Here is a 23,117-nt window from a genome sequence, read left to right on the forward strand (position 1 = left end):
ATCTATAGTACCGTCGCTTTTAGTTCCTGAAACAGTCGAGTTAACCCGCACTGCTGCCAGCCTACCAAGGCCTCGCACGCTCGAATGTTGTATGACGTCTTATTTTGACCTTTGATGGCGCCGTCCCCGCTTCTTTGCTGCAAGCCTGTGTTCTCAGCAGCCCAACCGCGCGTCTAAGTAAACAAAAGGATCGCATGTGTATACGTGGTAGTAGTTAACAAGCCTCCCATGAAACAGTGGATAACCGGCTTCGCGCGTTTCGCGTCAGACACTTGCGAAGTAAACAACTTCGGTATGGCAACGAAGTTTTCGGCGCGACGAGAGGACAACTTTCAGCGCGTTCGACGGGGCGCAGACTTATGCAGAAACGGCGAACAGGTTTCGCGGTGCGGTGGTCACAGGGTTGTCCACAGCGACATAGTCGGCGGTTAAAAAAAAGCGCCTCCGAGGAGACGCTTTCGAGCTTTCGAGCCGACGAAACCAACTCACTCCACCGTCACCGACTTCGCCAGATTGCGCGGCTTGTCGACATCCGTACCGCGCGCGCAAGCCGTGTGATACGCGAGCAATTGCAGCGGCACGACGTGCAGGATCGGCGACAGCGCCCCGTAGTGCTCAGGCATGCGGATCACATGAATGCCGTCTTCGCTGACGATGCGCGTGTCCGCATCCGCGAACACATAAAGCTCGCCGCCACGCGCCCGCACTTCCTGCATGTTCGACTTCAGCTTCTCCAACAGCGCGTCGTTCGGCGCGACGGTCACGACCGGCATCGCCTCGGTCACGAGCGCGAGCGGCCCGTGCTTCAGTTCGCCGGCCGGGTACGCTTCCGCGTGGATATACGAAATCTCCTTCAGCTTCAGCGCGCCTTCGAGCGCGATCGGGTAATGCAGCCCGCGGCCAAGGAACAGCGCATTCTCCTTGCGCGCGAACTCTTCTGACCACGCGATAATCTGCGGCTCCAGCGCCAGCACGCTATTGAGCGCCGCAGGCAAATGACGCAACTGACCGAGATACGCCGCTTCCTGCTTCGCATCGACGCGGCCGCGCATCTTCGCCAGGGTCACCGCGAGCACGAACAGGCCGACAAGCTGCGTCGTGAACGCCTTGGTCGACGCCACGCCGATTTCGGTCCCCGCGTGCGTCAGAAACGCGAGTTCCGTCTGGCGCACCATCGCGCTCGTCCCTACGTTGCAGACGGCGAGCGTATGCGCGTGCCCGAGCGATTGCGCGTGCTTGAGCGCGGCGAGCGTATCGGCGGTTTCGCCCGACTGCGAGATGACGACAACCAGCGCCTTCGGATTCGGCACCGACTCGCGATACCGGTACTCGCTCGCAATCTCGACTTGCGTCGGAATCTTCGCGATGGATTCGAGCCAGTACTTCGCCGTCAGCCCCGAGTAATAGCTCGTGCCGCACGCGAGAATCAGGAGACTGTCGATGCCCGAGAACACGTCGCCCGCTTCCTCGCCGAAGAGACGCGGCTCGAAACTGTCGGCTTGCGGAATGGTGTCCGTGATTGCGCGCGGCTGCTCGAAAATCTCCTTCTGCATGAAATGGCGATACGGCCCGAGCTCCACCGCGCCGCCATAAGCCGTCACGACGCGCACTTCGCGCTCGGCGGGCAAGCCGTCGCGGTCGGCGATCTTCACGCCGTCGAGCGAGATTTCGACGACATCGCCTTCTTCCAGAAACGCGAAGCGGTCGGTGCTGCCGGCGAGCGCGAGCGCGTCCGATGCCAGGAAGTTCTCTCCCTGGCCCACGCCCACGACGAGCGGCGAACCCTGGCGCGCGCCCACGACCGTATGCGGCTGATCCTTATGCATCACCGCGATGGCGTACGCGCCGTGCAGTTGCTTGACGGCCTCGCGCACGGTCTGGAACAGATCGCCGCGATACATGCTGTGAATCAGATGCGCGATGACCTCGGTATCCGTCTGCGACACGAACTCATAGCCCTTGTCGCGCAGCGTCGCGCGCAGCGACTCGTAGTTCTCGATGATCCCGTTATGCACCAGCGCGACGGTATCGCGCGAAAAGATCGGGTGCGCGTTGTCGGTGACCGGCGCGCCGTGCGTCGCCCAGCGGGTGTGCGCAATGCCCGTCATGCCGCCGATGCCCGTTTCCCGCACTTGCGCGTCGAGATCCGACACGCGCGCGACGCTGCGCGCCCGGCGCGGCTCGCCGTTGCTCAGCACAGCCACGCCGCACGAGTCGTAGCCGCGATATTCGAGCCGCCGCAATCCTTCGACGAGCACCGAGACGATATTCCGTTGCGCAACCGCGCCGACAATTCCGCACATGTCGTTATTCCTTTGATGTCAAAACCGAACGCACAATGAAAAAAAGCCGAGCCTTCCGGCCCGGCCTCGCGCGCTTCACACTTTCTTTTTGGTCGGCCGGATGTAGCCCGTCTTGCTGACCTGGTGCTTTTCGTTCAGCACCAGTTCGCCTTCGCCGACATCCTTCCAGACGGTCGTGCCCGCCGCGATGGTCACGCCGCGCCCGACGCGCACCGGCGCCACGAGCTGCGTATCCGAGCCGATGAACACGTCGTCGCCGATCACGGTGCGATGCTTGTTCGCGCCGTCGTAATTGCAGGTGATCGTGCCCGCGCCCACGTTGACGCGCGCACCGATATCCGAATCGCCGATATAAGTGAGGTGGTTCGCCTTCGAGCCGCGGCCCATCACGGCGTTCTTCACTTCCACGAAATTGCCGACATGCGCTTCGTCGCCGAGCACGGCGCCCGGACGCAGCCGCGCGTACGGTCCGAGCACGACGTTCGCGCCGGCGGTGCCGCCTTCGATATGCGTGTACGCATCGACGCGCGTTCCCGCGCCGATCGACGCATCGCGAATCACGCAGTTCGGCCCGATGCTCACGTTGTCGCCAAGCGTCACGCGGCCTTCGAACACGCAGTTGACGTCGATAGACACGTCCGCGCCGCATTCGAGCGTGCCGCGCACGTCGATGCGCGCAGGATCGGCGAGCGTCACGCCCGCTTCCAGCAGCGCATACGCGACGTTACGCTGATGGATGCGCTCCAGTTCGGCCAGTTGAACCTTGCTGTTCACGCCGAGCGTTTCCCACTCGGCGTCCGGCTGCGCGGTGACAACTTCGACGCCCGCTTCGATCGCGCGCTCGACGACGTCCGTCAGATAGAACTCGCCCTGCGCGTTGTCGTTCTTCAGCGACGCGAGCCATTGTTCGAGCGTGCGCGTCGGGGAAACGACGATGCCCGTGTTGATCTCGGTGATGCGCCGCTCCGCTTCGCTCGCGTCTTTCTGCTCGACGATCTTTCGCACCGCGCCGCCCGCGTCGCGCACGATGCGCCCGTAGCCGGTCGGATCGTCCACCGTCACGGTCAGCACGCCGTAGCGTTCGCTGCTGGCGGCATCGAGCAGACGCTTCAGCGTGCTCGCGCGCGTGAGCGGCACGTCGCCGTACAAAACGAGCGTCGGCACCGAGGAATCCAGAAGCGGCAGCGCCTGCTGCACGGCGTGTCCCGTGCCGAGCTGCTGCTCCTGCACGGCGAATTGCACGTCGGGCGCGCCGACGGCTTCGCGCACCTTCTCGGCGCCGTGTCCGATCACCACGACGAGGCGCGTGGGCGAAAGCGTTCGCGCCGTGTCGATGACATGCGCGAGGAGCGGCCGGCCCGCCAGAGGATGAAGGACTTTCGGCAGGGCGGAGCGCATGCGCTTGCCCATGCCGGCAGCCAGAATCACGATGTTCATCGCTTGAGTTCTGCAGGTTTCAGGTCGCGCCAATATAGCATGCGAACTTTTTCGAAAATGCGTGCGAAAGCCGCGCCGCGTCTCGTGCTACGGGCTTTCACAGATCGTCGAACTGGACAATTGAAATGGCGTTTCGCGATGCTGACGGTTCGCTTGCGCACGGTTCTTCGTCGAACGCGATATCGCCTTGCGGATCGGCCTCGCCGGTGGCCCGCAGGCTCGCGAACGGAAAGAGCGCCGGATCCATCAGATGCGACGGCACCACCTTCGAGAGCGCATTGAACATGTTCTCGACGCGCCCCGGAAAACGCTTGTCCCACTCGCGAATCAGCGCCTTCATTTCGGCGCGCTTCAGGTTCGGCTGACTGCCGCACAGGTTGCACGGAATGATGGGAAATTCGCGCAGTTCGGCGAACTTTTCCAGGTCCGTTTCCTTGACGTACGCGAGCGGACGGATCACCACGTTCTTGCCGTCGTCGGATTGCAGCTTGGGCGGCATGCCCTTCAGCTTGCCGCCGTAGAACATGTTGAGCAGAAGCGTTTGCAGAATGTCGTCGCGATGATGCCCGAGCGCGATCTTCGTCGCGCCGAGTTCGCCCGCCACGCGATACAGAATGCCGCGCCGCAGCCGCGAGCACAGCGAACACGTCGTCTTGCCTTCCGGCACCAGCCGCTTGACGATGCTGTACGTGTCCTGATTCTCGATGTGAAACGGAATGTCGAGCCTGGCTAAATACTCGGGCAGCACGTGCTCCGGAAAACCCGGCTGCTTCTGATCGAGATTGACGGCGACGATATCGAAGTCGATCGGCGCGCGCTCGCGCAGGCGCATGAGGATATCGAGCATCGCGTAGCTGTCCTTGCCGCCGGACAGGCAGACCATGACCTTGTCGCCCTGCTCGATCATGTTGAAGTCGCCGATTGCCTGCCCGACCTGACGCACGATCCGCTTGAAGAGCTTATTGTTCTCGTACGCTTCCTTCTGCTCGCGCCTGGTCAACGCCTCGCGCGCGGGCTTCTCTTCTGCTGCGTGCTCCATGGCTTCACGCGCGTTCATGCTCGTTCCTCTTTGATGCGAAAGACTTCGACGCCCACGGCGTCGCAGTCGGGATAGACATCGGGCTTTTGCGTCGATACCGCGACCGCGCGCACGTTCGGATGCGCGAGCAAGGCGGCGGCGACGTCGTCGCACAGCGTTTCCTGTAGATGGATGTGGCCGCGATTCACGCGCGCCGCGATGGTCGAGCGCATGAAGTCGTAATCGACCACTTCGGAGAGCTTGTCCGCGACGGGCGTGGACAGCGCGAGCGGCACGAACAGCTCGACGTTGAACACCACGCGCTGCTCGCCGCGCTTTTCGAAGTCATGCACGCCGATATTGATGCGCACTTCGTAGTTGCGCAGGAAAAGCCGCCGGCAATCGGTCAGCCGGGGATGAGAAAGTGCGGCAAGCATGGCGTTATCCAATAGTTATCGCGGCGCGGTTCAGATTTTTTCCGCGCCGATCATGTACATCACGTCGCGCGGGCTCGGCACGAGATGCTGGCCGCCATCGACCACGAGCGTCGTGCCGGTCACGCCGTGCGCGTTCGCCAGATAGCAGGCGGCCTGCGCCACGTCCGCAACGGTCGATGCGCGCTTGAGCGGCGTCACGCGATGCGCCGCTTCGAACGATTCGGGCGTCTGCGCGGCCGAGATCAGCGTGAGGCCCGGCGCCAGCCCGACCACGCGCAGTTTCGGCGCGAGCGCCTGCGCGAGCGCGACGGTAGCCGTGTCGAGCGCCGCCTTCGTCAGCGTGTACGACAGGTAATCCGGGTTCATGTTGTACAGCTTCTGGTCGAGCACGTTGATGACCACGGCGCGCAGCGATTCGTCGTCTTCAGCGGCATCGGGCGTGGCTTCGTGCAGCGTGCGCGCCAGCGTGAGCGGCGCGGCGACGTTGACGGCGGTCATCTGCATGAGCTTCGCGTAGCCGAAGTCGGCGGCGGTGTCTTCATCGAAACGCGATGCGCAATTCACGACGCAATGCAGAGCGCCGAAGGTTTCGACGCACGCCGGCACGAGCCGCGCGACTTCGGCTTCGATGCGGAGATCCGCGTTCAGCGCAACCGCGCGCCGCCCGAGCGATTCGATTTGCGCGACCGTTTCGCGCGCTTCCTGCTCCGAGCGGCCGTAATGCACGCCGACGTCCCAGCCTTGCCGCGCGAATTCCAGCGCGATGCCCCGCCCGATGCGCTTTCCGGCGCCCGTCACGAGCACGGCGCGTCCGCGCTGCGTGGATGACGCCGGCGAGAAAGGCGCATTCGCGCCCGAAGACGGCGAATTGGCGGGAGAAAGCGGCGTGGAGGCGCTCATTTACAATACTGGGATGAATCCGAATCGACCAACCGATAGTTTACCTGCTCCCGGCCCCGACGCGCTCGCGCAATCGGCCGCGCTGACGCGGGCGATCCGAGAACGCATCGCGGCGGCGGGCGGCTGGCTGCCGTTCGACCAGTACATGGAACTCGCGCTTTACGCGCCCGGCCTCGGCTACTACAGCGGCGGCGCCATGAAATTCGGCCGTCGCGCCGACGATGGCAGCGACTTCATCACCGCGCCCGAGCTGTCGCCGCTCTTTGCGACGACGCTCGCGCGACCCATCGCGCAGGCTTTGCAGGAAAGCGGCACGCGGCGCGTGATGGAATTCGGCGCGGGCACGGGCAAGCTCGCGGCGGGTTTGCTGACGGCGCTCGCCGACCTCGGCGTAGAGATAGACGGTTACGCGATCGTCGATCTGTCAGGCGAACTGCGCGAGCGTCAACGCGCGACGATTCAGGCGCAAGCGCCTGCTCAGGCCGCGAAGGTCGAATGGCTGGACGCGCTGCCCGATGCGTTCGAAGGCGTGGTGATCGGCAATGAAGTGCTGGACGCGATGCCGGTGCGTCTCGTCGTGCGCAAGCTGGGCGCGTGGCACGAACGCGGCGTGGTAATCGAGAACGAAGGCTTCGCTTTCGATGATCGCGCGGTCACGCCGGATGCGCAGATCGAACTGATCGACGCGGCCATCGACGAAGCGAACGACGACGAGCCATTCACCGAATACCTGACGGAGACGCACGAGGCCGCGCTCGCGTTCACGAAGACGGTTTGCACGATGCTCACGCGCGGCGCGGCGTTTTTCATCGACTATGGCTTTCCGCGGCGCGAGTTCTATCACGCGCAGCGCGCGACGGGCACGTTGATGTGTCATTACCGGCATCGCGCGCATGCGGACCCGTTCCTTTATCCGGGATTGCAGGATTTGACGGCGCACGTCGAGTTCACGGGCATCGCGGAGGCCGGCGTGGAAACGGGCGCGGATCTGCTCGGCTTCACGTCGCAGGCGCGGTTTCTGATGAATGCCGGCATCACCGATGTGCTCAGCGCGCTCGATCCTGCGGACGTGAAGCGATTTCTGCCTGCGGCGAATGCGGTGCAGAAGCTGCTCTCGGAAGCCGAGATGGGCGAGCTATTCAAGGTAATCGCGTTCTCGCGCGGCATCGAAGGGACGCTCGATGCCTTCGCTGCGGGCGATCGTTCGCACGCGCTATGAGGCCGCAGTCATGATTCGCTGGGTGGTCACGACGTTTATCGCGCTTGCGATTCTTTCCGGGTCGATGCCGTGGCTCAGGAAGTTTGGCATCGGGCGGTTGCCCGGGGATTTTACTTTGCGGATTTTTGGGCGGGAGTACTCGTTTCCGTTTATGTCTACGGTGGTCATTTCTATTCTGCTTTCTTTGATTGCGCGGGCGCTCTGATTTTTTGCCTTTCGGCGCGGCGCGGCTCGGCTCGGCAGGCTCCGCTATCGCGCTCGGTCTTCTGCTGCTTTTTTTCGTGACACTTGTATTCGTGTCGGTCTATTGGCGTTGCCCCTCCCCGGGGCGGGGGTCACTTTCTTTGCTGCTGCAAAGAAAGTAACCAAAGAAAGCAGCTTTTTTTCTGGCCCGCAGCATCTAGAGCGTGGTCACTTCGCAGAGAAGCATCGGCACTCAGCTTGAATCAACCCTGAATCACCCTCCGCGCCCGCTGTCCGCCACGTCCTCCGAGCCCCTCGGCTCGATAAAACCAACAGGACACAACCGCTGTGCCTAAAATTGACGCGTGCCAAGGCCAAGGCCAAGGCCAAGGCAAAGGCAAAGGCAAAGTCGTGCCAAGCCAAGCCACTTGCCGACGGTCAACAGGATCCGCAAAGAATCGCCATCGGCGACAAGCGCGGGCATACGCGTCGAGTCCGAACGTGCCTAGGGTAGGAGTTCTCGTTGATTTCGTTGTTTAGTGACGCGAAGTGCCCCACTGGTTTTATCGAGCCAAGGGGCTCGGAGGACGTGGTGCTCAGTGGGCGTGGAGGGTGATTCAAGGTTGATTGAAGCTGAGTGCCAATGCTTTTCTGCGGAGTGACCACGCTCTTGCTGCTGCGGGCCAAGAAAAAAGCTGCTTTCTTTGGTTACTTTCTTTGCAGCAGCAAAGAAAGTGACCCCCGCCCCGGGGAGGGGCAACGCCAATAGACCGACACGAATACAAGTTTCATTAAAGAAAGAGCACACCGAGCGTTACGGCGTAAAGACCGCCCAAATCAGAGCGCACCACTCGCCCAAGCCAAACCCAAAGTTCAAGAAGAACAAAGTGCCCCCGAGCGCCCCCCGCTCAACACCCGCCCGACCGCCTCCACCCTCGCCTCATGCACCGCATCCTTGATCCGCGAAGGCTCATGCGCAAACCGCTGCGCCACAGCCCCGGCATCGACCGACCGCGCCGCCACGAGCGTCTCCCGCAGCCGCTCCGCCTGCGGATACGCCTTCTGCTCGAGCCCCAGCCGCCCGCGCGCATCGGCAAGACACGCCTGTAGCGCCTCGGCAAAGCGCGCCGGCTTGCGCAGTGCATCGGTGCGTTCGAAAAGCCGCACGAGCGCCGCCGCGCCCATGTCCATCACGCGATGAATATTGCCGTGCTCACGCGCAACGAGCATCGCCAGATCGCGGCATTCGTTCGGCACGCGCAAGCGCTCGCACAACGGCTTCAGCAAATCGACGCTGCGTCCCTCGTGCCCGAGATGCCGCGGCAAGATATCGTCCGGCGTCGTCGCCTTGCCCAGATCGTGCGTGAGCGCGGCAAAGCGAACCGGCAGCGCATAGCCCTGCGAGGCCGCATAGTCGACCACCATCATCACATGCACGCCCGTGTCCACTTCCGGGTGATAGTCGGCGCGCTGCGGGACGCCCCACAGCGCATCCACCTCCGGCAGAATCCGCGCGAGCGCGCCGCAGCCGCGCAGCACCTCGAACATGCGCGACGGCCGCTTCTCCATCAGCCCGCGCGAAATCTCCTGCCACACGCGCTCGGGAACGAGCGCATCGACTTCGCCGGCTTCGACCATCTTCTTCATCAACGCTTCCGTGTCCGGCGCGACGGTGAAGTCCGCGAAACGCGCCGCAAACCGCGCAAGCCGAAGTATGCGCACTGGATCTTCAATGAACGCATCGCCCACATGCCGGAAACGCTTCGCGCTGAGGTCGCCCTGTCCGTCGAACGGGTCGATCACCGGACCGGTCAGCTCGCCTGCCGCGTTGACCTCGCGCGCCATCGCGTTGATCGTGAGATCGCGCCGCGCCAAGTCTTCCTCCAGCGTCACATCCGGCGAATAGTAGAACTGAAAGCCGTGATAGCCCGCCGCCGTCTTGCGCTCGGTCCGCGCGAGCGCGTATTCCTCGTGCGTCACCGGATGCAGGAACACCGGAAAGTCCTTGCCGACCGGCTTGTACCCTTGCGCGACCATCTGTTCGGGCGTCGCGCCGACGACCACGTAATCGCGGTCCACCACCGGCACGCCCAGCAACGCGTCGCGGATCGCGCCGCCTACCGCGTAAATATTCATCGCGCGTTGTCCTTCCTTGCATCATCGATCCACGCGGCCACGGCCGGCAGCGCCGTCACGCGAGCCGAGTACTCTCGCGCGCCTTCGCTGATGGCGGGCGCATACGAGTTGAAGCGCATGACCACGGGCGCGAACATCGCGTCCGCTATGCAGAAATCGCCGAACAGGAACGGCCCGCCCGACTGCGCGAGACAGCCGGTCCAGATCGCATCGATCCGCGCGATATCCGCGAGCGCGCCGGGCGTCGCGCCGATGCCGGGCTCGCGCGTCGTGATGTGCATCGGCATGTTCTGGCGCAGGTCGGCGAAGCCCGCATGCATCTCCGCGCTGATGCTGCGGGCGTGCGCGCGAGCGGCGGCTTCGCGCGGCCAGAGCGCATGCTGCGGATACCGCTCGGCAAGCGTTTCCATGATGGCGAGCGATTCCCACACGGTCTCGCCGCTATCGGTGATCAGGCACGGCACTTTGCCCGATGGCGTCACATCGAGAATCTTCGCCTTGGTGCCGGGCTCGCCGAGCCGGATGAGCGCTTCATCGAACGGAATGCCGAAATGCCTGAGCAGCACCCAGGGACGCATGGACCAGGAAGACGAATTCTTGTCGCCAATAACGAGTTTCATGCGGTCGAAGAATCAACGGTGCGCCGTGGCGCGGAAAGTATTGAAGCGCGAACGCGGCGACATGCCCGTCAGATACAGCGGCGCGATTGCCTCGATGCTCGCCGGCTCGCCGATGCCCAGTTCCGGCGCGAGCGGCCCGCTCGCGATGCTCGGCGTCTTCATCGAGTCGAGGTTGTCGCGCGACATCAGCGGTTCGCCGGGCGCCATTTCGAGCGTCATCGCCTGAAGGCGGCCGAGACTTTCCGGCAGCTTCACAATGCGCGCATGCTTGCCGATGGTCGCGCCCGCGAAGCGCACGAGTTCCGCGAGCGTATAGACGGCCGGGCCCGCGAGTTCGTAGACCATGCGGTTCGCGGCATCGAGGTCGAGCACGTTGACGATGGCCTTCGCGACGTCGCCGACGAAAACCGGCTGAAATTCGGCGTCCGCGCAGGCAAGCGGAATCACCGGAAACAGCCGTTCGAGAAACGCAAACTGGTTGAGCAGATTGTCCTCGGGACCGAAGACCACCGAACTGCGGAAAATCGTCCAGTCGAGGCCGGATTCGCGGACCTGCTTCTCGCCATCGCCCTTCGAGCGCAGATACATGCTCGGACCTTCGGAGTCCGCGCCGATGGCGCTCATATGAATGAGCCTGCGCACGCCCTTTGCCGCGCACGCCGCGACGATCTTGCGCGGCAGTTCGACATGCGCCCGCGCGAACTCGGGGCCGTACGGATCGCCGCGCCGCCCCTGCAGCACGCCGACGAGATTGATGACCGCATCGGCTTCCGCGACGAACGCGGCGAGCTTGATGGGATCGTGGACATCGGTTTCAAGCACGTCCACCGGCAGTAACGTGAGATGCGCGGCGTTCGAGCGACGCCGCGTGGCAATCCGCACGTTCTTGCCGAGATCGACCAGCGCGTTGACGAGATGGCTGCCGATAAAGCCGGAGCCGCCGATGATCGCCACGTTCTGATGTTGCATGTTCGCCCCTTGTGTCGCGGCTGTCCGCTTGCGCTGACGAATGCGGGGCTACGAGGTAAGGACGAGCCGCCGCGCGTGCTTCCGATGAACGGATGGCCGAGCGCGGCGTGGTGTGAAGCGCGCTTACGGCGCGATATAACCTAGCCGCGCCTTCAGCGATTGCGGACGGCCTTCGAACAGCGCAGCGTAATACACGGTGTTCGACAGCACGTTCTTCACGTAATCGCGCGTCTCGGAAAACGGAATGGTTTCAGCAAAAACCGCGCCCTCGACCGGCGCGCGCAAATCCTGCCGCCATTGGCGCGGCCTGCCCGGACCGGCGTTGTAGCCGGCGGTGGCGAGCACCGGCGAGTTGTCGAACTGATTGTAGATCATCGACAGGTAGTTCGTGCCGAGCAGGATGTTGGTGTCGATGTCGTTCATCTGCGCGCGCGACAGCGAGCCGAGACCGATCTTCTTCGCGACGAGTTGCGCCGTGCCGGGCATCAACTGCATGAGGCCGCCCGCGCCCACGTCCGAGCGCGCGTTGATGATGAAGCGCGATTCCTGGCGAATCAGACCGTAGGCCCATTCGGTGTCGAGCCCGGTGCTTTGCGCGTCGCGCTCGACGGTCTCGCGGAACGGCGACAGATACCGCAGCGTGAAATCGTGCTCCGTCTTGGTCTTGTCGGCGGTGTTCACCGTGCGGTCGTACAACTCGATGCGCTTCGCATATTGCGCGGCGGCAAGCAGTTGACGGTCCGTCATGCTGCGCAGCGGCCAGTTCCACTCGCGATTGCCTTCGAGCCGCATGTTGAGCGCATAGAAACGCTGCGACAGCGCGAAACCCGGCACCGACTGCATCTGCGCGATTTCGGCGTCGGAAACGGTCGTGCGCGGCGGCAGCGTGATCTTCTGGCCGAGTTCTTCCAGCGCGAGCTGGCCGTAGAAGTTGTACTGATCCGCGATGCTCTGGAATTCCTGATTCGCCGTGGCCGCGTCGCCCGCTTGCTTGACTGCGCGCGCATGCCAATAAACCCACGCGGGCTGACTGCGCAGCGTGGACGGCATCTGCTCGATTGACCAGCGCACCATGTTCCAGTCGCCCGCGAGCAGCGCGCTGCGCGTGCGCCATTCGTACGCCGGATTCGACAACGGCGCATTCGCCGACAGCCGATACCAGTCCGCCGCAGACGGCATGCGCTTCAACGCCGCCTGATAGCCGATGGTGCCCCAGCCGATCGCGCGCTCCGCCGGCGTGAGGCTCGGCGCAACGGAACTGAACGTGGCCGCGGCCATCGCCGGATCGTTGCGCGCCATGCGCGTGATCGCGAGCAGCGTCAGTTGATGCGCAGGCGTGTTCGGCATGACGCCGCGCGCCAGATAAAGCGGCGGCTTGTTGACGGCGTTGTCGAGCAGTTCGGACTTCGGCCGTTCCTGACCGAGCGCATCGACGATATTCGCGCCGGTCGTCGTGTAGTTCTGCTCGTAGGCGAGGCGGATCTGCTGCCAGATGTCGTCGCTCGTGAACTGGCCGGACTCCGCGAGCGCCGCAATCAGATCGACGCAGCCGTCGCCGTACCATTTCGGATCGACGAGCAGCGCGCGCGCCGCCTCCGCGATGTTCTCGCCCCGCGACTGCCGCGCTTCGAGCGCATAGCATTTGACCTGCGTGTCGTCGTTGAGCACGAAGCGCGAATACTGCTGCTCGAAGTTGCGCCAGTCGTGACGGCCGCCGAGCACGACGAGGTAGTCGTTGCGCATGCGGTCGGCAATGGCCTGACCCTCGTAGCGTTGCAGGAACGACAGCACCGGCGCGTCGGGCGCGTCGGGGCGCGCGTGGCCTTGCGCATCGAAAAGCTGCGGCTTGATCGTGAAGTACTCGACGTAACCCGGCGCCGGATAGTTCGGAATCTGCGCGGCGAGCGCGGCGGCACGGCCGGCGTCGTTCGCGCGGGCCGCCTCGCGCAACTGCATGAAGACGCGGTCGTCGGAGGACGGCGAAAAGTCGGCGTCCGGGCGCACGGCCGAGGCCGTGCCGCAGGCGACGAGCGTCGCGGCGGCAAGGGCGTAACCGACCGCAAGATATACTCGGTTGAAGCGTTTTGACATCGTTATTACTGGAGCGCGAGGTGGTCCAAAGATCGGTTGAAAGCATAGCACGCAACGTTTGCGCGGAACCTGTTCGCGCGGAGCCGAAGAGCGCCTTGCGCGCCACGCTGCTCGCGCGCCGCGAGGCGCAAGCCGAAGACCCAGCGCAAGCGGCGCGCAACGCAGCGCTGGCCGAGCGGCTGCGCGCGGTGCTGGATGAGCGCGCGGTCCGGCGCATCGGGTTTTACTGGCCGGTGGCGGGCGAGTTCGACGCGCGCGCGGTAATCGCGGACTGGCTCGCATCGGACCATGATCGCGAGGCCGCGTTGCCGGTGGTCGTGCAGCCGCATGCGCCGATGGCCTTCCACGCATGGCACGCCCAATCGCCGATGAAGCCGGGCCGCTATCGCATTCCGGTGCCGGAAGAAGAGAGAGCCGTGGTGCCGGAATTGCTGCTCGTGCCGTGCGTCGGTTTCGATGTGGACCGGTATCGCCTCGGCTACGGCGGCGGCTATTACGACCGCACGCTCGCCGCGTGGCCGGTCGCAAGGAAGCCGGCGACCATCGGCATAGCCTATGAAATGGGCAAGCTCGGCGCTCTGCCGCGCGAATCGCACGACATGCCGCTCGATACGATCGTCACCGAAGCGGCGCGCTACTGAGCCGCGTTTAGAGCGACGCCGCCGCGCGCGCGGCGGTGTCGTAGAGGCCGGATGCGTTGCGCATCAGCAAGGCGGCCTCGCCGATTTGTTCGTTGGTCAGCCGGCTCTCGCGCAGCGCGGAAATCAGGCAGCTTTCCCGCACTTCGCGGTATTTGCCGCACAGCTCGCGCCCCGCCGGCGTCGTCGTGAAGAACACCTCCTTGCCGGCCTTTTCGCTCGTCACGTAGCCGCGCGTCACGAGTTTCTTGAGCGCGTAGGTCGCCACATGCGTGTCCTCGATATTCAGCACGAAGCAGATGTCCGCGAGCTTCTTCTTGCGGTCGCGATGGTTCACGTGATGCAGCAGCGACACTTCCACCGCCGTCATGTCCTTCGCGCCCGCCGCCGACATGCAGCGCACCATCCATCGGTTGAACGCGTTGCTCGCCATGATGAGCGCGTACTCGAATTCGGAGAGCTCGGCGCTGGTTTCGGAGACGAGGTGCTCGGACGACACGATCTTGGTTGGCTGACGCGACATGGCGATGACCGTAGAAAAGTGCGTCGCAGTGTAGCGCAATGCGTTCGCGCCACACTCCAGACAAACGCGTATTGATAATTTCTTGATAATTTATTGACAATGTAACATTCTGAGACGGCGTGGCGAAAGCGGTCTCCCCACGAAAACGCCGCCGTGCTCGAAGGACACACTCGAACGCATGACCAGACCACGTATTTATCCGCTCGGCGAAAGCGCGCTCGTCTGCGACGTCGCGCCGCCCGTCACGATCGAATGTCAGCGCCGCGTCTGGACGCTCGCGGATTACGCGCGCCTGCTCCCGCATGTCGTGGAAGTCGTGCCGGGCATGAACAACCTGACGATCGTATTCGATCCGCTCGAGGCCGACTACGAAAGCCTCGCGGCGCAACTCGACGCACAATGGGACGTCGCCGGCCACGCCGACACCGAAGGCACGCAGATCGACATCCCGGTGCGCTACGGCGGCGACGACGGCCCCGACCTCGCGGCGCTGGCCGAGCACGTCGGCTTGTCGGTCGATGAAGTCGTGAAGCGTCACACGCAAGCCGAATACATTGTGTTCTTCCTCGGCTTTCAGCCGGGCTTCGCTTATCTCGGCGGGCTCGATCCCGCGCTGCACATGCCGCGCCGCCGCGAGCCGCGTCTGGAAGTGCCGGCGGGATCGGTCGGGATCGGCGGGGCGCAGACGGGCATTTATCCGGCAACGTCGCCGGGCGGATGGCAGCTGCTCGGCCGCACGGACGTGAAGCTCTTCGACCCCGCCCGCAATCCGCCGACGCTGATGCAGCCCGGCGACCGCGTGCGCTTCACCGCCGTGGAGGTGCGCGCATGATCGACGTGATTCGCGCGGGCGTGCTCTCCTCGGTGCAGGATCTCGGCCGCCCCGGTTACCGGCATCTCGGCGTCAGCTCGGGCGGTGCGCTGGATGCGCTGTCGCTCGAAATCGGCAATCGCATCGTCGGCAACCGGCCGGATGCGGCGGGCATCGAAGTGACCTTCGGCCCGACCGTGCTGCGCTTCAAGCGCGCGACGCGCATCGCTATCACGGGCACGGACTTCGGCGCGACGCTCGGCGACGTGCCGGTCTATTCGTGGTGGAGCCTGCCCGTGCGCGCGGGCCAGGAGCTGACGCTTCGCGCGGCCAAGCGCGGCATGCGCTGCTACGTGTGCATCGCGGGCGGCATCGACGTGTTGCCGATGCTCGGCTCGCGCAGTACCGATCTCGGCGCCTGCTTCGGCGGACTCGGCGGACGTGCGCTCCGCGACGGCGACCGCTTGCCGGTGGGCGTGCCGCAGCCGCACAAAGGCATCGCGTTCTCGCCGGAAGAACCCGCGTTCGGCGTAAAAGCGCCCGCGTGGTGCAAGTTCGTTCTCGTCGATGAGCCCGTGCGCCGCGGCCGCCACGCGCCCGGCCTCGCGTGGGCCGCGCCGATTCGCGTGCTGCGCGGCCCGGAATACGCGAGCTTCACCGACGAGTCGCAGCGCGACTTCTGGGACGATGAGTGGACGATCACGCCGAACAGCAACCGCATGGGCTTCCGGCTCGCGGGCACGCCGCTCGAGCGCCGCGCGAAGACGGAACTGCTCTCGCACGCGGTGCTGCCCGGCACGATTCAGGTTCCGCCGAACGGCCAGCCGATCATTCTGATGGGCGACGCGCAAACGACGGGCGGCTATCCGAAGATCGGCGCGGTCATCAAGGCCGACTTGTGGAAGCTCGCGCAAGTGCGGCTGAACGGCGGCGTGCGCTTCGTCGAGACATCGGTGGAGGAGGCGCGTCACGCGCTCGCCGAAGAGCGCCAGTACGTGAGCCAGGTGGAAACGGCCATCGCGATGCACGAAGAACGCATCGGGCGATGAAAGACAACCCAACGCAACGACTACTTCAAACGACATCATCATGCAGATCGATCTGAACGCCGATCTCGGCGAAGGCTGCGGCTCCGACGAAGCCCTGCTCGACCTCGTCAGCTCCGCGAACATCGCGTGCGGCTGGCATGCGGGCGGCGCAACCGCCATGCGCGACTGCGTGCGCTGGGCCGTGCAGAAAGGCGTGGCGATCGGCGCGCATCCGAGCTTCAACGATCCGGAGAACTTCGGCCGCAAGGAAATGGACCTGCCGCCCGACGAAATCTACGCGGGCGTGCTGTATCAACTCGGCGCGCTCGCGGCCATCGCGAAGGCGGAAGGCGGACGCGTCGCGCATGTGAAGCCGCACGGCGCGCTGTACAACCAGGCGGCCAGGACGCCGGAAATCGCGGATGCCATCGCCGCCGCCGTGCGCGACTTCGATCCGTCGCTGCTCGTGTTCGGTCTCGCCAATAGCGGATTGATCGATGCGGCGCGGCGCGCGGGACTCGTCGCCATCGAGGAAGTATTCGCGGATCGCGGTTATCGCGCGGATGGTTCGCTCGTGCCGCGCAAGGAGCCGGGCGCGCTGCTCGACGACGAAGACGCCGTGCTGCAACGCACGCTCTCGATGGTCCGCGACCAGCGCGTGCAGGCCGTCTCGGGCGACTGGGTGCCGCTCAACGCGCAGACCATCTGCCTGCACGGCGACGGCGAGCACGCGCTGGCGTTCGCGCGGCGCATTCGCGGCGCGCTGGCGGATGCGGGCATCGGCGTTCGCGCCGCTCAAGCCGCCTGAGCCTTTTTTAGCATCGAACGCCCCGCCTTGCCGGGGCGTTTTAGCAAGCGGCCGCAAGAGCCGCCCGTCGTTCGCTGTCACCACGCGCCCGCATCGAGGCGCGATGTTTGAATCGACAAACCGTTTGGAGATCTCATGGCAACCGCAGTCAATCTATGGCCGCTCATCGGCGTGGCCGTCATCATCGTGGGCTTTGTGCTGCGCTTTAATCCGATGCTGATCGTGGCGGCCGCCGCGATCGTCACCGGCCTGGCGGCGCACTTTCCGCCCGAGCGCATTCTCACGGCCATCGGCAGCGGCTTTCTGAAGACGCGCAACATTCCTCTCATCATTTTGCTGCCGCTCGCGGTGATCGGCCTGCTCGAACGCCACGGACTGCGCGAGCGCGCGCAGATCTGGATTTCGAGCATTCGCGCGGCGACGGCCGGGCGTCTCCTGATCGTCTATCTGCTCGTGCGTGAGTTGACGGCGGCGGTCGGGCTGACGGGCCTGGGCGGTCATCCGCAGATGGTGCGGCCGCTCCTCGCGCCGATGGCCGAAGGCGCGACCGAAGCGCGTCACGGCAAGCTCTCCGACGCCGTGCGCTTCAAGCTGCGCGCGTACGCGGCGGCGACCGACAACGTGGGCCTCTTCTTCGGCGAAGACATCTTCGTGGCGTTCGGCGCCATTGTGCTGATGGTCACGTTCCTGAAGGAAGCGGGCATCGTCGTGGAGCCGATGCACGTCGCCGTCTGGGGCATCCCGACGGCCATCTGCGCGTTCCTCATCCACGGTTTCCGGCTGTGGCTGCTCGACCGCCAACTGACGCGCGAACTCGACGCACTGACGCGCAACGTCGCGGGAGAGAAGGCATGACGCTCACCATCAACTATCTGTTCTATCTCGTCGGCATCGTGCTCGTGGTCGTCGCGGGCATGATTCTCACGGACAAGTCGCATCCGCGGCGGCTTTCGGCGGGCACGTTCTGGCTGGTCTACGCGCTCATTTTTCTGATCGGCGACTGGCTGCCGGTGTCGGTCGTCGGCGTGCTGGTGGTGGCGATGGCGCTGATCGCGGGCTTCGGCGGCGTCACGGGCGCGAAGCCGAAGATGCTCTCCGAGGAAACGCGCCGCCAGAGCGCCATGCGCCTCGGCAACAAGCTCTTCGTGCCCGCGCTGACCATTCCCGTCGTTACCGTAATCCTCACGCTCGGCGCGAGCCACCTCGTGTTCGGCGGCAAGCCGCTGATCGAACTGAAGAACGTGACGCTGATCGGCTTCGGCATCGGTTGCGTGATCGCGCTGGCAGTGGCGTGCGTGATGACTCGCGATACCGTCGGCCAGTCGATGCGCGAAACGCGCCGCCTGATCGACGCGCTCTCGTGGGCCGCCGTGCTGCCGCAGATGCTCGGCATGCTCGGGCTCGTGTTCTCGGACGCGGGCGTTGGCAAGGCGGTGGCGCACGTCACGACGGCTTACGTGAACATGGATTACCGGCTCGTCGCGGTGGCGGTGTACTGCATCGGCATGGCGCTTTTCACGATGGTGATGGGCAATGGCTTTGCCGCGTTTCCGGTGATGACGGGCGGCGTCGGCGTGCCGATTCTTGTCGGCGTGTTCCACGGCAATCCCGCGACGATGGTTGCCATCGGCATGTTTTCGGGCTACTGCGGCACGTTGATGACGCCGATGGCCGCGAACTTCAACATCGTGCCCGCCGCGCTTCTGGAGTTGCCGGACAAGAACGCGGTCATCAAGGTGCAGGTGCCGACCGCGCTGACGTTGCTGATCGTGAACATCTTCTTGCTGAACTGGCTGATGTTCATTTGATGCGGCGGTCGCGCCTGAGTGTCAGGCGGGCGCGACCACGAACCCGCGCTTTCGCAGCAATTCCAGCACGCCGCGCGGCCCGCCCAGATGCAGCGCGCCGATGGCCACGAACACCGGCTTGTCGGGCGCGGCGAGCTGCACCATCCGCGCGACGAAGCGCCGGTTGCGCTCGTAGACCACGCGGTTGTCCACTTGCGCGGCGAGCGCCTTCGACCGCGCGAGCTTGCTGCTTTTCGCGTCGTCCCAGGCTTTGAGCGCGTCGGCATCGCCAATTCGCCATAGCCGATGCAGTTCCTTCACGTCGGCGATGTTTTCGGCGGGCGTCTGCACCAGATCTTCCGCGAGCATCTCACGCTGCTGCGCGGACGTGAGCCGCGTGAACGTCGAAATCTGCTCGTTCAACGTTTCCAGTCCGACGATCTTGCCGCGCACGCGCAGATAGACGTTCTGCAATTGCGCTTCGGTGCCGTACTCGCTCAGGAAGCCGGCCTTCAGCGTGTCGTAGGTTTCGATCAGCATCGACGCGAGCCACGGCCGCGTATGCCGCAGTTCCTTGAGCGCCGCCGGATTGCTGCGCATGCGCGCTTCCACCTTCTTCCACATGGAATCCGGCAGATAGTCGATCAGGCATTCGCTATGGCACATGCCATAGCGGTTCACGTCGTCTTGCGACGACAGGAGTTCGTCCGGGGAGATTTCGAGCGCGAGCGTCGGAGACGCATAGAGCGCCGCGAGAATCGGCTGGCGGAAAGGCTGCTCGGGCGGATAGTCGCTCGCGAAACCGACATGCAGGGTGCCGAGCACATAGAGGGTCGTCGCGCCCTTCGTCGCAACGTAGAACGGCATGCGCGGCGGCTGCGCGCGCACGGGGCCGCTCGCCGTGGTGCCGTTGCTGCGATCCACGCGCAACGGCTGCGCGGGCGGATCGGGAACGTCGGTGGCGCTGGCGTCCCCGGCCGGTTGCGGCGTGCCGCCCGGCGGCGCACGCGATCCCGTGACGGCGAAACTCGCGGGCGAAACGACGACGCAGACCGTCACCACCATCGTCCACGCCACGAACCTGCATCGCGAGCGAGCGAGCAACGCCGCAACCCACAACGCCGCGCAAACCGCGAGCGCCGCCGCACTCGATGCAACGCGGCGCGCCCGGTCACCAACCGGCCGCGCCGCCTGCGATTCAGGCGTCGCCTTCACCGACCTCCTCGGCGCGATGGCACGAGACCTGACGGCCATCGACCACCCGCAGCGCCGGCTCCTCGACGCGGCATCGCTCGATCGCGTACGGGCAACGCTGATGGAACGTGCAGCCCGACGGCGGATTGAGCGGCGAGGGCATTTCGCCTTGCAGCCTGATCTTGATGCGCCGGTCTTCCTCGAAGAGCGCGGGCGTCGCGGACATCAGCGAGCGCGTGTACGGATGCCGTGGATTCGCGAAGATCGTCTTCTTGTCGCCCAGCTCGGCGATGCCGCCGAAGTACATCACCATCACGTCGTCGGCAATGTGCTCGACCACCGACAAGTTGTGCGAAATGAACACGTAGCTCGTGCCGAACTGCTGTTGCAGATCCATGAACAGATTGAGAATCTGCGCCTGAATCGATACATCCAGCGCCGACACGGGTTCGTCTGCGACCACGATCTGCGGATCGAGAATCATCGCCCGCGCGATCGCCACGCGCTGACGCTGCCCGCCCGAAAACATGTGCGGATAGCGCGACCCGTGCTCGGGGCGCAAGCCGACCGTGCGCATCATCTGCGCGATCCGCTCGGCGCGTTCCGTCGACGAGAGCTTCGTGTTGATTGCAAGCGGCTCGCCGAGCGTCTGCTCGACGGTCTTGCGCGGGTTCAGCGACGCGAACGGATTCTGGAACACCATCTGCACGCGCTGACGCAGTTCCGCGATTTCCGCCTTGCTCGCGCCCGCCACGTCTTCGCCTTCGATCAGCAGCCGGCCGGACGTCGGCGCTTCGATCATCGTCAGCTGGCGCGCGAGCGTGGACTTGCCGCAGCCCGATTCGCCGACGACCGCGAGCGTGCGGCCGCGCTGCAATTCGAACGACACGCCGTTGAGCGCCTTCACCGTGCCTTGCGTGAACATGCTGCGCTTCACGGTGTAGTGCTTCGTGAGCCGGTCGGCGGCGAGCACGATGTCCTGCGTCTTTTCCTTCGGTATCGCGTTCATCGCGCGCCCTCCTCGACAATCTGCGCCTCGCGTTCGGCGCGCACCGCCTGCGCGACTTCCTGTGCCACGTTAAGCGGCTTGATGCAGCGCGCGCGCACGGCCACATCGCGCGCGTCGAGCTGATACAGATTCGGCCTGCCCTTCCAGCAGTCATCGACCACATACTTGCAGCGCGGCGCGAAGAGACAGCCGCTCGGCCGGTCGTCGCGGCCCGGCACCATGCCCGGCAGCGCCGCGAGACGCGCCGCGCCGCGGCTGTGCTCGGGAATCGCGGCAAGCAGCGCCTCCGTGTACGGATGATGCGGCTCGCTGAAAATGGTCGGCACGTGATTCGTTTCGATGACCTCGCCCGCGTACATGACCGCGACGCGCTGCGCGACCTCCGACACGACCGCCAGATCGTGCGAAATCAGCACGAGCGCCATGCCGCGTTCCTTCTGCAGGCGCACGAGCAGTTCCATGATCTGCGCCTGAATGGTCACGTCGAGCGCGGTAGTCGGTTCGTCCGCGATCAGGAGCTTCGGATTGCACGCGACCGCCATCGCGATCATCACGCGCTGGTTCATGCCGCCCGACATCTGATGCGGGAACGTCTCGATGCGGTTCTTCGCGTCAGGAATGCCGACCTGATCAAGCAGTTCGAGGGCGCGTTTGTTGAGCGCATCGCCGCGCAAGCCTTCGTGCAGCCGCAGCACTTCCCTGATCTGATAGCCGACCGTGTAGCTCGGGTTCAGGCTCGTGAGCGCGTCCTGAAACACCATCGCGATGTCCTTGCCGATGATCTTCCGGCGCGCGCGCGCCGAAGCCTTCAGCAAGTCGTGACCGTCGAAGGTGACCTGATCGGCGGTGACTTTGCCGGGATGGTCGATAAGGCCCATCAGCGCCATCATCGTCACGCTCTTGCCCGAGCCGGATTCGCCGACGACGCCGACGACTTCGCCCGGTTTAACCGAAAGATCGATGCGATCGACCGCTTGGGTGCCGCCGAACGTCACTTGCAGGTTACGGATAGTCAGTAAGTCAGTCATGTCATGCCATCCGTTTCAGTTTCGGATCGAGCGCGTCGCGCAGCCCGTCGCCGAGCAGATTGATGACGAGCACCGAGACGAGAATCGAGAGGCCCGGCATCGTCACGATCCACCATGCGCTTTCGATGTAATCGCGCGCCGAGGCGAGCATGGCGCCCCATTCCGCCGCGGGCGGCTGCACGCCGAGGCCGAGAAAGCCGAGCGCGGCGGCATCCAGAATCGCCGATGAAAAGCCGAGCGTCGCCTGCACGATGAGCGGCGCGGCGCAGTTGGGCAGCACTTGCGAGAACATGAGCCGCGCGGTGCTCGCGCCCGCCACGCGCGATGCCGTCACGTATTCCTTCTGCAATTCGCCGAGCGCCGAAGCACGCGTGAGACGCACATAACCCGGCAGCGCGACGATGGCGATGGCGAGCATCGTGTTGACGAGCCCCGGCCCGATGATCGCGACGACGGCTACCGCGAGCAGCAGCGACGGCAGGGCGAGCAGCACGTCCATCACGCGCATGATCGGCGTATCGAGCCAGTGGAAGAACGCGGCCATCAAGCCGAGCACGACGCCCGGAATCAGCGCGAGCACCACGGACACGAAGCCGATCCAGAACGACAGCCGCGCGCCGTACATCAGGCGCGAGAGAATGTCGCGGCCCGCTTCGTCGGTGCCGAGCAGGAACATGCGATTGCCGCCATCGAGCCACGCGGGCGGAATCTTGACGTGATCGCGATACTGCTCGATCGGGCTATGCGGCGCGATCATCGGCGCGAAAATCGCGATGAACAGCAGCACGAGCACAATGATGCCCGCCGCCACCGCGCCGCGATTGCGCGAGAAGTTCGCCCAGAACTCGCGCGCCGCGACCATGCGGCCGGACGGCGGCGTCAATGCGCCGGGCGGAAGATTGTTTTGAACGTCAGCCATTCGTTATGCCTCGCGCCGAGCCGCCTCAAGCGAGGCATGCGCCTCCTTGGGGGGCAGCG

22 protein-coding genes are annotated in these 23,117 nt (G+C 64.8%); 8 read left to right on the forward strand and 14 right to left on the reverse strand.

Features of this window, described 5'->3' with window-relative positions; all coding sequences use genetic code 11:
• Positions 1-485 precede the first annotated feature (485 nt).
• From glmS to NCR37_RS12745, 5 genes are all read right to left on the reverse strand, one after another.
• Positions 486-2,303 (reverse strand): glutamine--fructose-6-phosphate transaminase (isomerizing), encoded by a 1,818-nt coding sequence (gene glmS / locus NCR37_RS12725; protein ID WP_250473289.1) that lies wholly within the window; start codon positions 2,301-2,303, stop codon positions 486-488.
• Between the two features lie 75 nt (positions 2,304-2,378).
• Positions 2,379-3,740 (reverse strand): bifunctional UDP-N-acetylglucosamine diphosphorylase/glucosamine-1-phosphate N-acetyltransferase GlmU, encoded by a 1,362-nt coding sequence (gene glmU / locus NCR37_RS12730; protein ID WP_250473290.1) that lies wholly within the window; start codon positions 3,738-3,740, stop codon positions 2,379-2,381.
• Between the two features lie 97 nt (positions 3,741-3,837).
• Positions 3,838-4,797, reverse strand: a complete 960-nt coding sequence (gene ttcA, locus NCR37_RS12735) for a tRNA 2-thiocytidine(32) synthetase TtcA (protein ID WP_250473291.1) — start codon at positions 4,795-4,797, stop codon at positions 3,838-3,840.
• The gene (locus NCR37_RS12740; protein WP_175938461.1) at positions 4,794-5,195 is read right to left on the reverse strand and encodes a dihydroneopterin aldolase; all 402 of its coding nucleotides are present in this window, start codon (positions 5,193-5,195) and stop codon (positions 4,794-4,796) included. The genes ttcA and NCR37_RS12740 overlap by 4 nt, the downstream gene beginning before the upstream one ends.
• Positions 5,196-5,225: 30 nt before the next feature.
• Positions 5,226-6,095 carry an SDR family oxidoreductase gene (locus NCR37_RS12745; RefSeq protein ID WP_250473292.1) on the reverse strand — a complete coding sequence of 290 codons (870 nt, stop codon included), beginning with the start codon at positions 6,093-6,095 and terminating at the stop codon, positions 5,226-5,228.
• Positions 6,096-6,108: 13 nt separating this feature from the next.
• Between NCR37_RS12745 and NCR37_RS12750 the strand changes: the two genes are divergently transcribed.
• Entirely contained in the window at positions 6,109-7,314 is a 1,206-nt protein-coding gene (locus NCR37_RS12750) for a class I SAM-dependent methyltransferase (protein ID WP_250473293.1), read from the forward strand.
• A gap of 10 nt (positions 7,315-7,324) precedes the next feature.
• Positions 7,325-7,519, forward strand: coding sequence for a DUF2905 domain-containing protein (locus NCR37_RS12755; protein ID WP_175940549.1), 195 nt, complete (start codon positions 7,325-7,327; stop codon positions 7,517-7,519).
• A gap of 851 nt (positions 7,520-8,370) precedes the next feature.
• Here NCR37_RS12755 and NCR37_RS12760 read toward each other — a convergent pair.
• The 4 genes from NCR37_RS12760 to NCR37_RS12775 form a co-directional block, all read right to left on the reverse strand.
• Positions 8,371-9,633, reverse strand: a complete 1,263-nt coding sequence (locus NCR37_RS12760) for a multifunctional CCA addition/repair protein (RefSeq protein ID WP_250473294.1) — start codon at positions 9,631-9,633, stop codon at positions 8,371-8,373.
• Complete coding sequence (locus NCR37_RS12765; RefSeq protein WP_250473295.1) at positions 9,630-10,253, reverse strand: glutathione S-transferase family protein; 624 nt, start codon at positions 10,251-10,253, stop codon at positions 9,630-9,632. Before NCR37_RS12765 ends, NCR37_RS12760 begins: the two co-directional genes overlap by 4 nt.
• A gap of 12 nt (positions 10,254-10,265) precedes the next feature.
• A complete protein-coding gene (locus NCR37_RS12770; protein WP_244847448.1) occupies positions 10,266-11,222 on the reverse strand; it encodes a complex I NDUFA9 subunit family protein in 957 nt (318 codons plus the stop codon).
• Between the two features lie 123 nt (positions 11,223-11,345).
• Positions 11,346-13,313 carry a lytic transglycosylase domain-containing protein gene (locus tag NCR37_RS12775; RefSeq protein ID WP_250473296.1) on the reverse strand — a complete coding sequence of 656 codons (1,968 nt, stop codon included), beginning with the start codon at positions 13,311-13,313 and terminating at the stop codon, positions 11,346-11,348.
• Between the two features lie 8 nt (positions 13,314-13,321).
• Between NCR37_RS12775 and NCR37_RS12780 the strand changes: the two genes are divergently transcribed.
• Entirely contained in the window at positions 13,322-13,954 is a 633-nt protein-coding gene (locus tag NCR37_RS12780; RefSeq protein ID WP_502800521.1) for a 5-formyltetrahydrofolate cyclo-ligase, read from the forward strand.
• Between the two features lie 7 nt (positions 13,955-13,961).
• Here NCR37_RS12780 and NCR37_RS12785 read toward each other — a convergent pair whose 3' ends face one another.
• Complete coding sequence (locus NCR37_RS12785) at positions 13,962-14,474, reverse strand: winged helix DNA-binding protein (protein WP_250473298.1); 513 nt, start codon at positions 14,472-14,474, stop codon at positions 13,962-13,964.
• Between the two features lie 178 nt (positions 14,475-14,652).
• On the opposite strand from NCR37_RS12785, the gene pxpB reads away from it, so the two are divergent.
• The 5 genes from pxpB (at position 14,653) to NCR37_RS12810 (ending at position 18,929) form a co-directional block, all read left to right on the forward strand.
• Complete coding sequence (pxpB, locus tag NCR37_RS12790; protein WP_250473299.1) at positions 14,653-15,306, forward strand: 5-oxoprolinase subunit PxpB; 654 nt, start codon at positions 14,653-14,655, stop codon at positions 15,304-15,306.
• Entirely contained in the window at positions 15,303-16,334 is a 1,032-nt protein-coding gene (locus NCR37_RS12795; RefSeq protein ID WP_250473300.1) for a 5-oxoprolinase subunit C family protein, read from the forward strand. Before pxpB ends, NCR37_RS12795 begins: the two co-directional genes overlap by 4 nt.
• Before the next feature lie 40 nt (positions 16,335-16,374).
• Positions 16,375-17,121 carry a 5-oxoprolinase subunit PxpA gene (gene pxpA, locus NCR37_RS12800; protein ID WP_250473301.1) on the forward strand — a complete coding sequence of 249 codons (747 nt, stop codon included), beginning with the start codon at positions 16,375-16,377 and terminating at the stop codon, positions 17,119-17,121.
• Positions 17,122-17,256: 135 nt separating this feature from the next.
• Positions 17,257-17,976 carry a DUF969 domain-containing protein gene (locus NCR37_RS12805; RefSeq protein WP_175938485.1) on the forward strand — a complete coding sequence of 240 codons (720 nt, stop codon included), beginning with the start codon at positions 17,257-17,259 and terminating at the stop codon, positions 17,974-17,976.
• Positions 17,973-18,929 (forward strand): DUF979 domain-containing protein, encoded by a 957-nt coding sequence (locus NCR37_RS12810; RefSeq protein ID WP_206467199.1) that lies wholly within the window; start codon positions 17,973-17,975, stop codon positions 18,927-18,929. The genes NCR37_RS12805 and NCR37_RS12810 overlap by 4 nt, the downstream gene beginning before the upstream one ends.
• Before the next feature lie 21 nt (positions 18,930-18,950).
• On the opposite strand, the gene NCR37_RS12815 is transcribed toward NCR37_RS12810, so the two are convergent.
• From NCR37_RS12815 to NCR37_RS12830, 4 genes are read right to left on the reverse strand one after another with little or no spacing between them, the layout of a single operon-like run.
• Positions 18,951-20,162: a TraB/GumN family protein gene (locus NCR37_RS12815; RefSeq protein ID WP_502800518.1), complete on the reverse strand. Its 1,212-nt coding sequence runs from the start codon at positions 20,160-20,162 to the stop codon at positions 18,951-18,953.
• Positions 20,107-21,111: a peptide ABC transporter ATP-binding protein gene (locus tag NCR37_RS12820; RefSeq protein WP_250473303.1), complete on the reverse strand. Its 1,005-nt coding sequence runs from the start codon at positions 21,109-21,111 to the stop codon at positions 20,107-20,109. The genes NCR37_RS12815 and NCR37_RS12820 overlap by 56 nt, the downstream gene beginning before the upstream one ends.
• On the reverse strand, positions 21,108-22,139 hold the full coding sequence (locus tag NCR37_RS12825) for an ABC transporter ATP-binding protein (RefSeq protein WP_250473304.1): 1,032 nt from the start codon (positions 22,137-22,139) through the stop codon (positions 21,108-21,110). The genes NCR37_RS12820 and NCR37_RS12825 overlap by 4 nt, the downstream gene beginning before the upstream one ends.
• Position 22,140: 1 nt before the next feature.
• Positions 22,141-23,058, reverse strand: a complete 918-nt coding sequence (locus tag NCR37_RS12830) for an ABC transporter permease subunit (RefSeq protein ID WP_250473305.1) — start codon at positions 23,056-23,058, stop codon at positions 22,141-22,143.
• Positions 23,059-23,117 lie beyond the last annotated feature (59 nt).

Origin of the sequence: Caballeronia sp. GAFFF1 (assembly GCF_023630705.1) — a bacterium.
Taxonomy (GTDB): Bacteria; Pseudomonadota; Gammaproteobacteria; order Burkholderiales; family Burkholderiaceae; genus Caballeronia.

Excerpts from the sequence above, each read along its gene's own strand:
- glmS (WP_250473289.1), bottom strand. The coding sequence starts at position 2,303 with ATGTGCGGAATTGTCGGCGCGGTTGCGCAACGGAATATCGTCTCGGTG.
- glmU (WP_250473290.1), bottom strand. The coding sequence starts at position 3,740 with ATGAACATCGTGATTCTGGCTGCCGGCATGGGCAAGCGCATGCGCTCC.
- ttcA (WP_250473291.1), bottom strand. The coding sequence starts at position 4,797 with ATGAACGCGCGTGAAGCCATGGAGCACGCAGCAGAAGAGAAGCCCGCG.
- NCR37_RS12740 (WP_175938461.1), bottom strand. The coding sequence starts at position 5,195 with ATGCTTGCCGCACTTTCTCATCCCCGGCTGACCGATTGCCGGCGGCTT.
- NCR37_RS12745 (WP_250473292.1), bottom strand. The coding sequence starts at position 6,095 with ATGAGCGCCTCCACGCCGCTTTCTCCCGCCAATTCGCCGTCTTCGGGC.
- NCR37_RS12750 (WP_250473293.1), top strand. The coding sequence starts at position 6,109 with ATGAATCCGAATCGACCAACCGATAGTTTACCTGCTCCCGGCCCCGAC.
- NCR37_RS12755 (WP_175940549.1), top strand. The coding sequence starts at position 7,325 with ATGATTCGCTGGGTGGTCACGACGTTTATCGCGCTTGCGATTCTTTCC.
- NCR37_RS12760 (WP_250473294.1), bottom strand. The coding sequence starts at position 9,633 with ATGAATATTTACGCGGTAGGCGGCGCGATCCGCGACGCGTTGCTGGGC.
- NCR37_RS12765 (WP_250473295.1), bottom strand. The coding sequence starts at position 10,253 with ATGAAACTCGTTATTGGCGACAAGAATTCGTCTTCCTGGTCCATGCGT.
- NCR37_RS12770 (WP_244847448.1), bottom strand. The coding sequence starts at position 11,222 with ATGCAACATCAGAACGTGGCGATCATCGGCGGCTCCGGCTTTATCGGC.
- NCR37_RS12775 (WP_250473296.1), bottom strand. The coding sequence starts at position 13,313 with ATGTCAAAACGCTTCAACCGAGTATATCTTGCGGTCGGTTACGCCCTT.
- NCR37_RS12785 (WP_250473298.1), bottom strand. The coding sequence starts at position 14,474 with ATGTCGCGTCAGCCAACCAAGATCGTGTCGTCCGAGCACCTCGTCTCC.
- pxpB (WP_250473299.1), top strand. The coding sequence starts at position 14,653 with ATGACCAGACCACGTATTTATCCGCTCGGCGAAAGCGCGCTCGTCTGC.
- NCR37_RS12795 (WP_250473300.1), top strand. The coding sequence starts at position 15,303 with ATGATCGACGTGATTCGCGCGGGCGTGCTCTCCTCGGTGCAGGATCTC.
- pxpA (WP_250473301.1), top strand. The coding sequence starts at position 16,375 with ATGCAGATCGATCTGAACGCCGATCTCGGCGAAGGCTGCGGCTCCGAC.
- NCR37_RS12805 (WP_175938485.1), top strand. The coding sequence starts at position 17,257 with ATGGCAACCGCAGTCAATCTATGGCCGCTCATCGGCGTGGCCGTCATC.
- NCR37_RS12810 (WP_206467199.1), top strand. The coding sequence starts at position 17,973 with ATGACGCTCACCATCAACTATCTGTTCTATCTCGTCGGCATCGTGCTC.
- NCR37_RS12815 (WP_502800518.1), bottom strand. The coding sequence starts at position 20,162 with ATGGCCGTCAGGTCTCGTGCCATCGCGCCGAGGAGGTCGGTGAAGGCG.
- NCR37_RS12820 (WP_250473303.1), bottom strand. The coding sequence starts at position 21,111 with ATGAACGCGATACCGAAGGAAAAGACGCAGGACATCGTGCTCGCCGCC.
- NCR37_RS12825 (WP_250473304.1), bottom strand. The coding sequence starts at position 22,139 with ATGACTGACTTACTGACTATCCGTAACCTGCAAGTGACGTTCGGCGGC.
- NCR37_RS12830 (WP_250473305.1), bottom strand. The coding sequence starts at position 23,058 with ATGGCTGACGTTCAAAACAATCTTCCGCCCGGCGCATTGACGCCGCCG.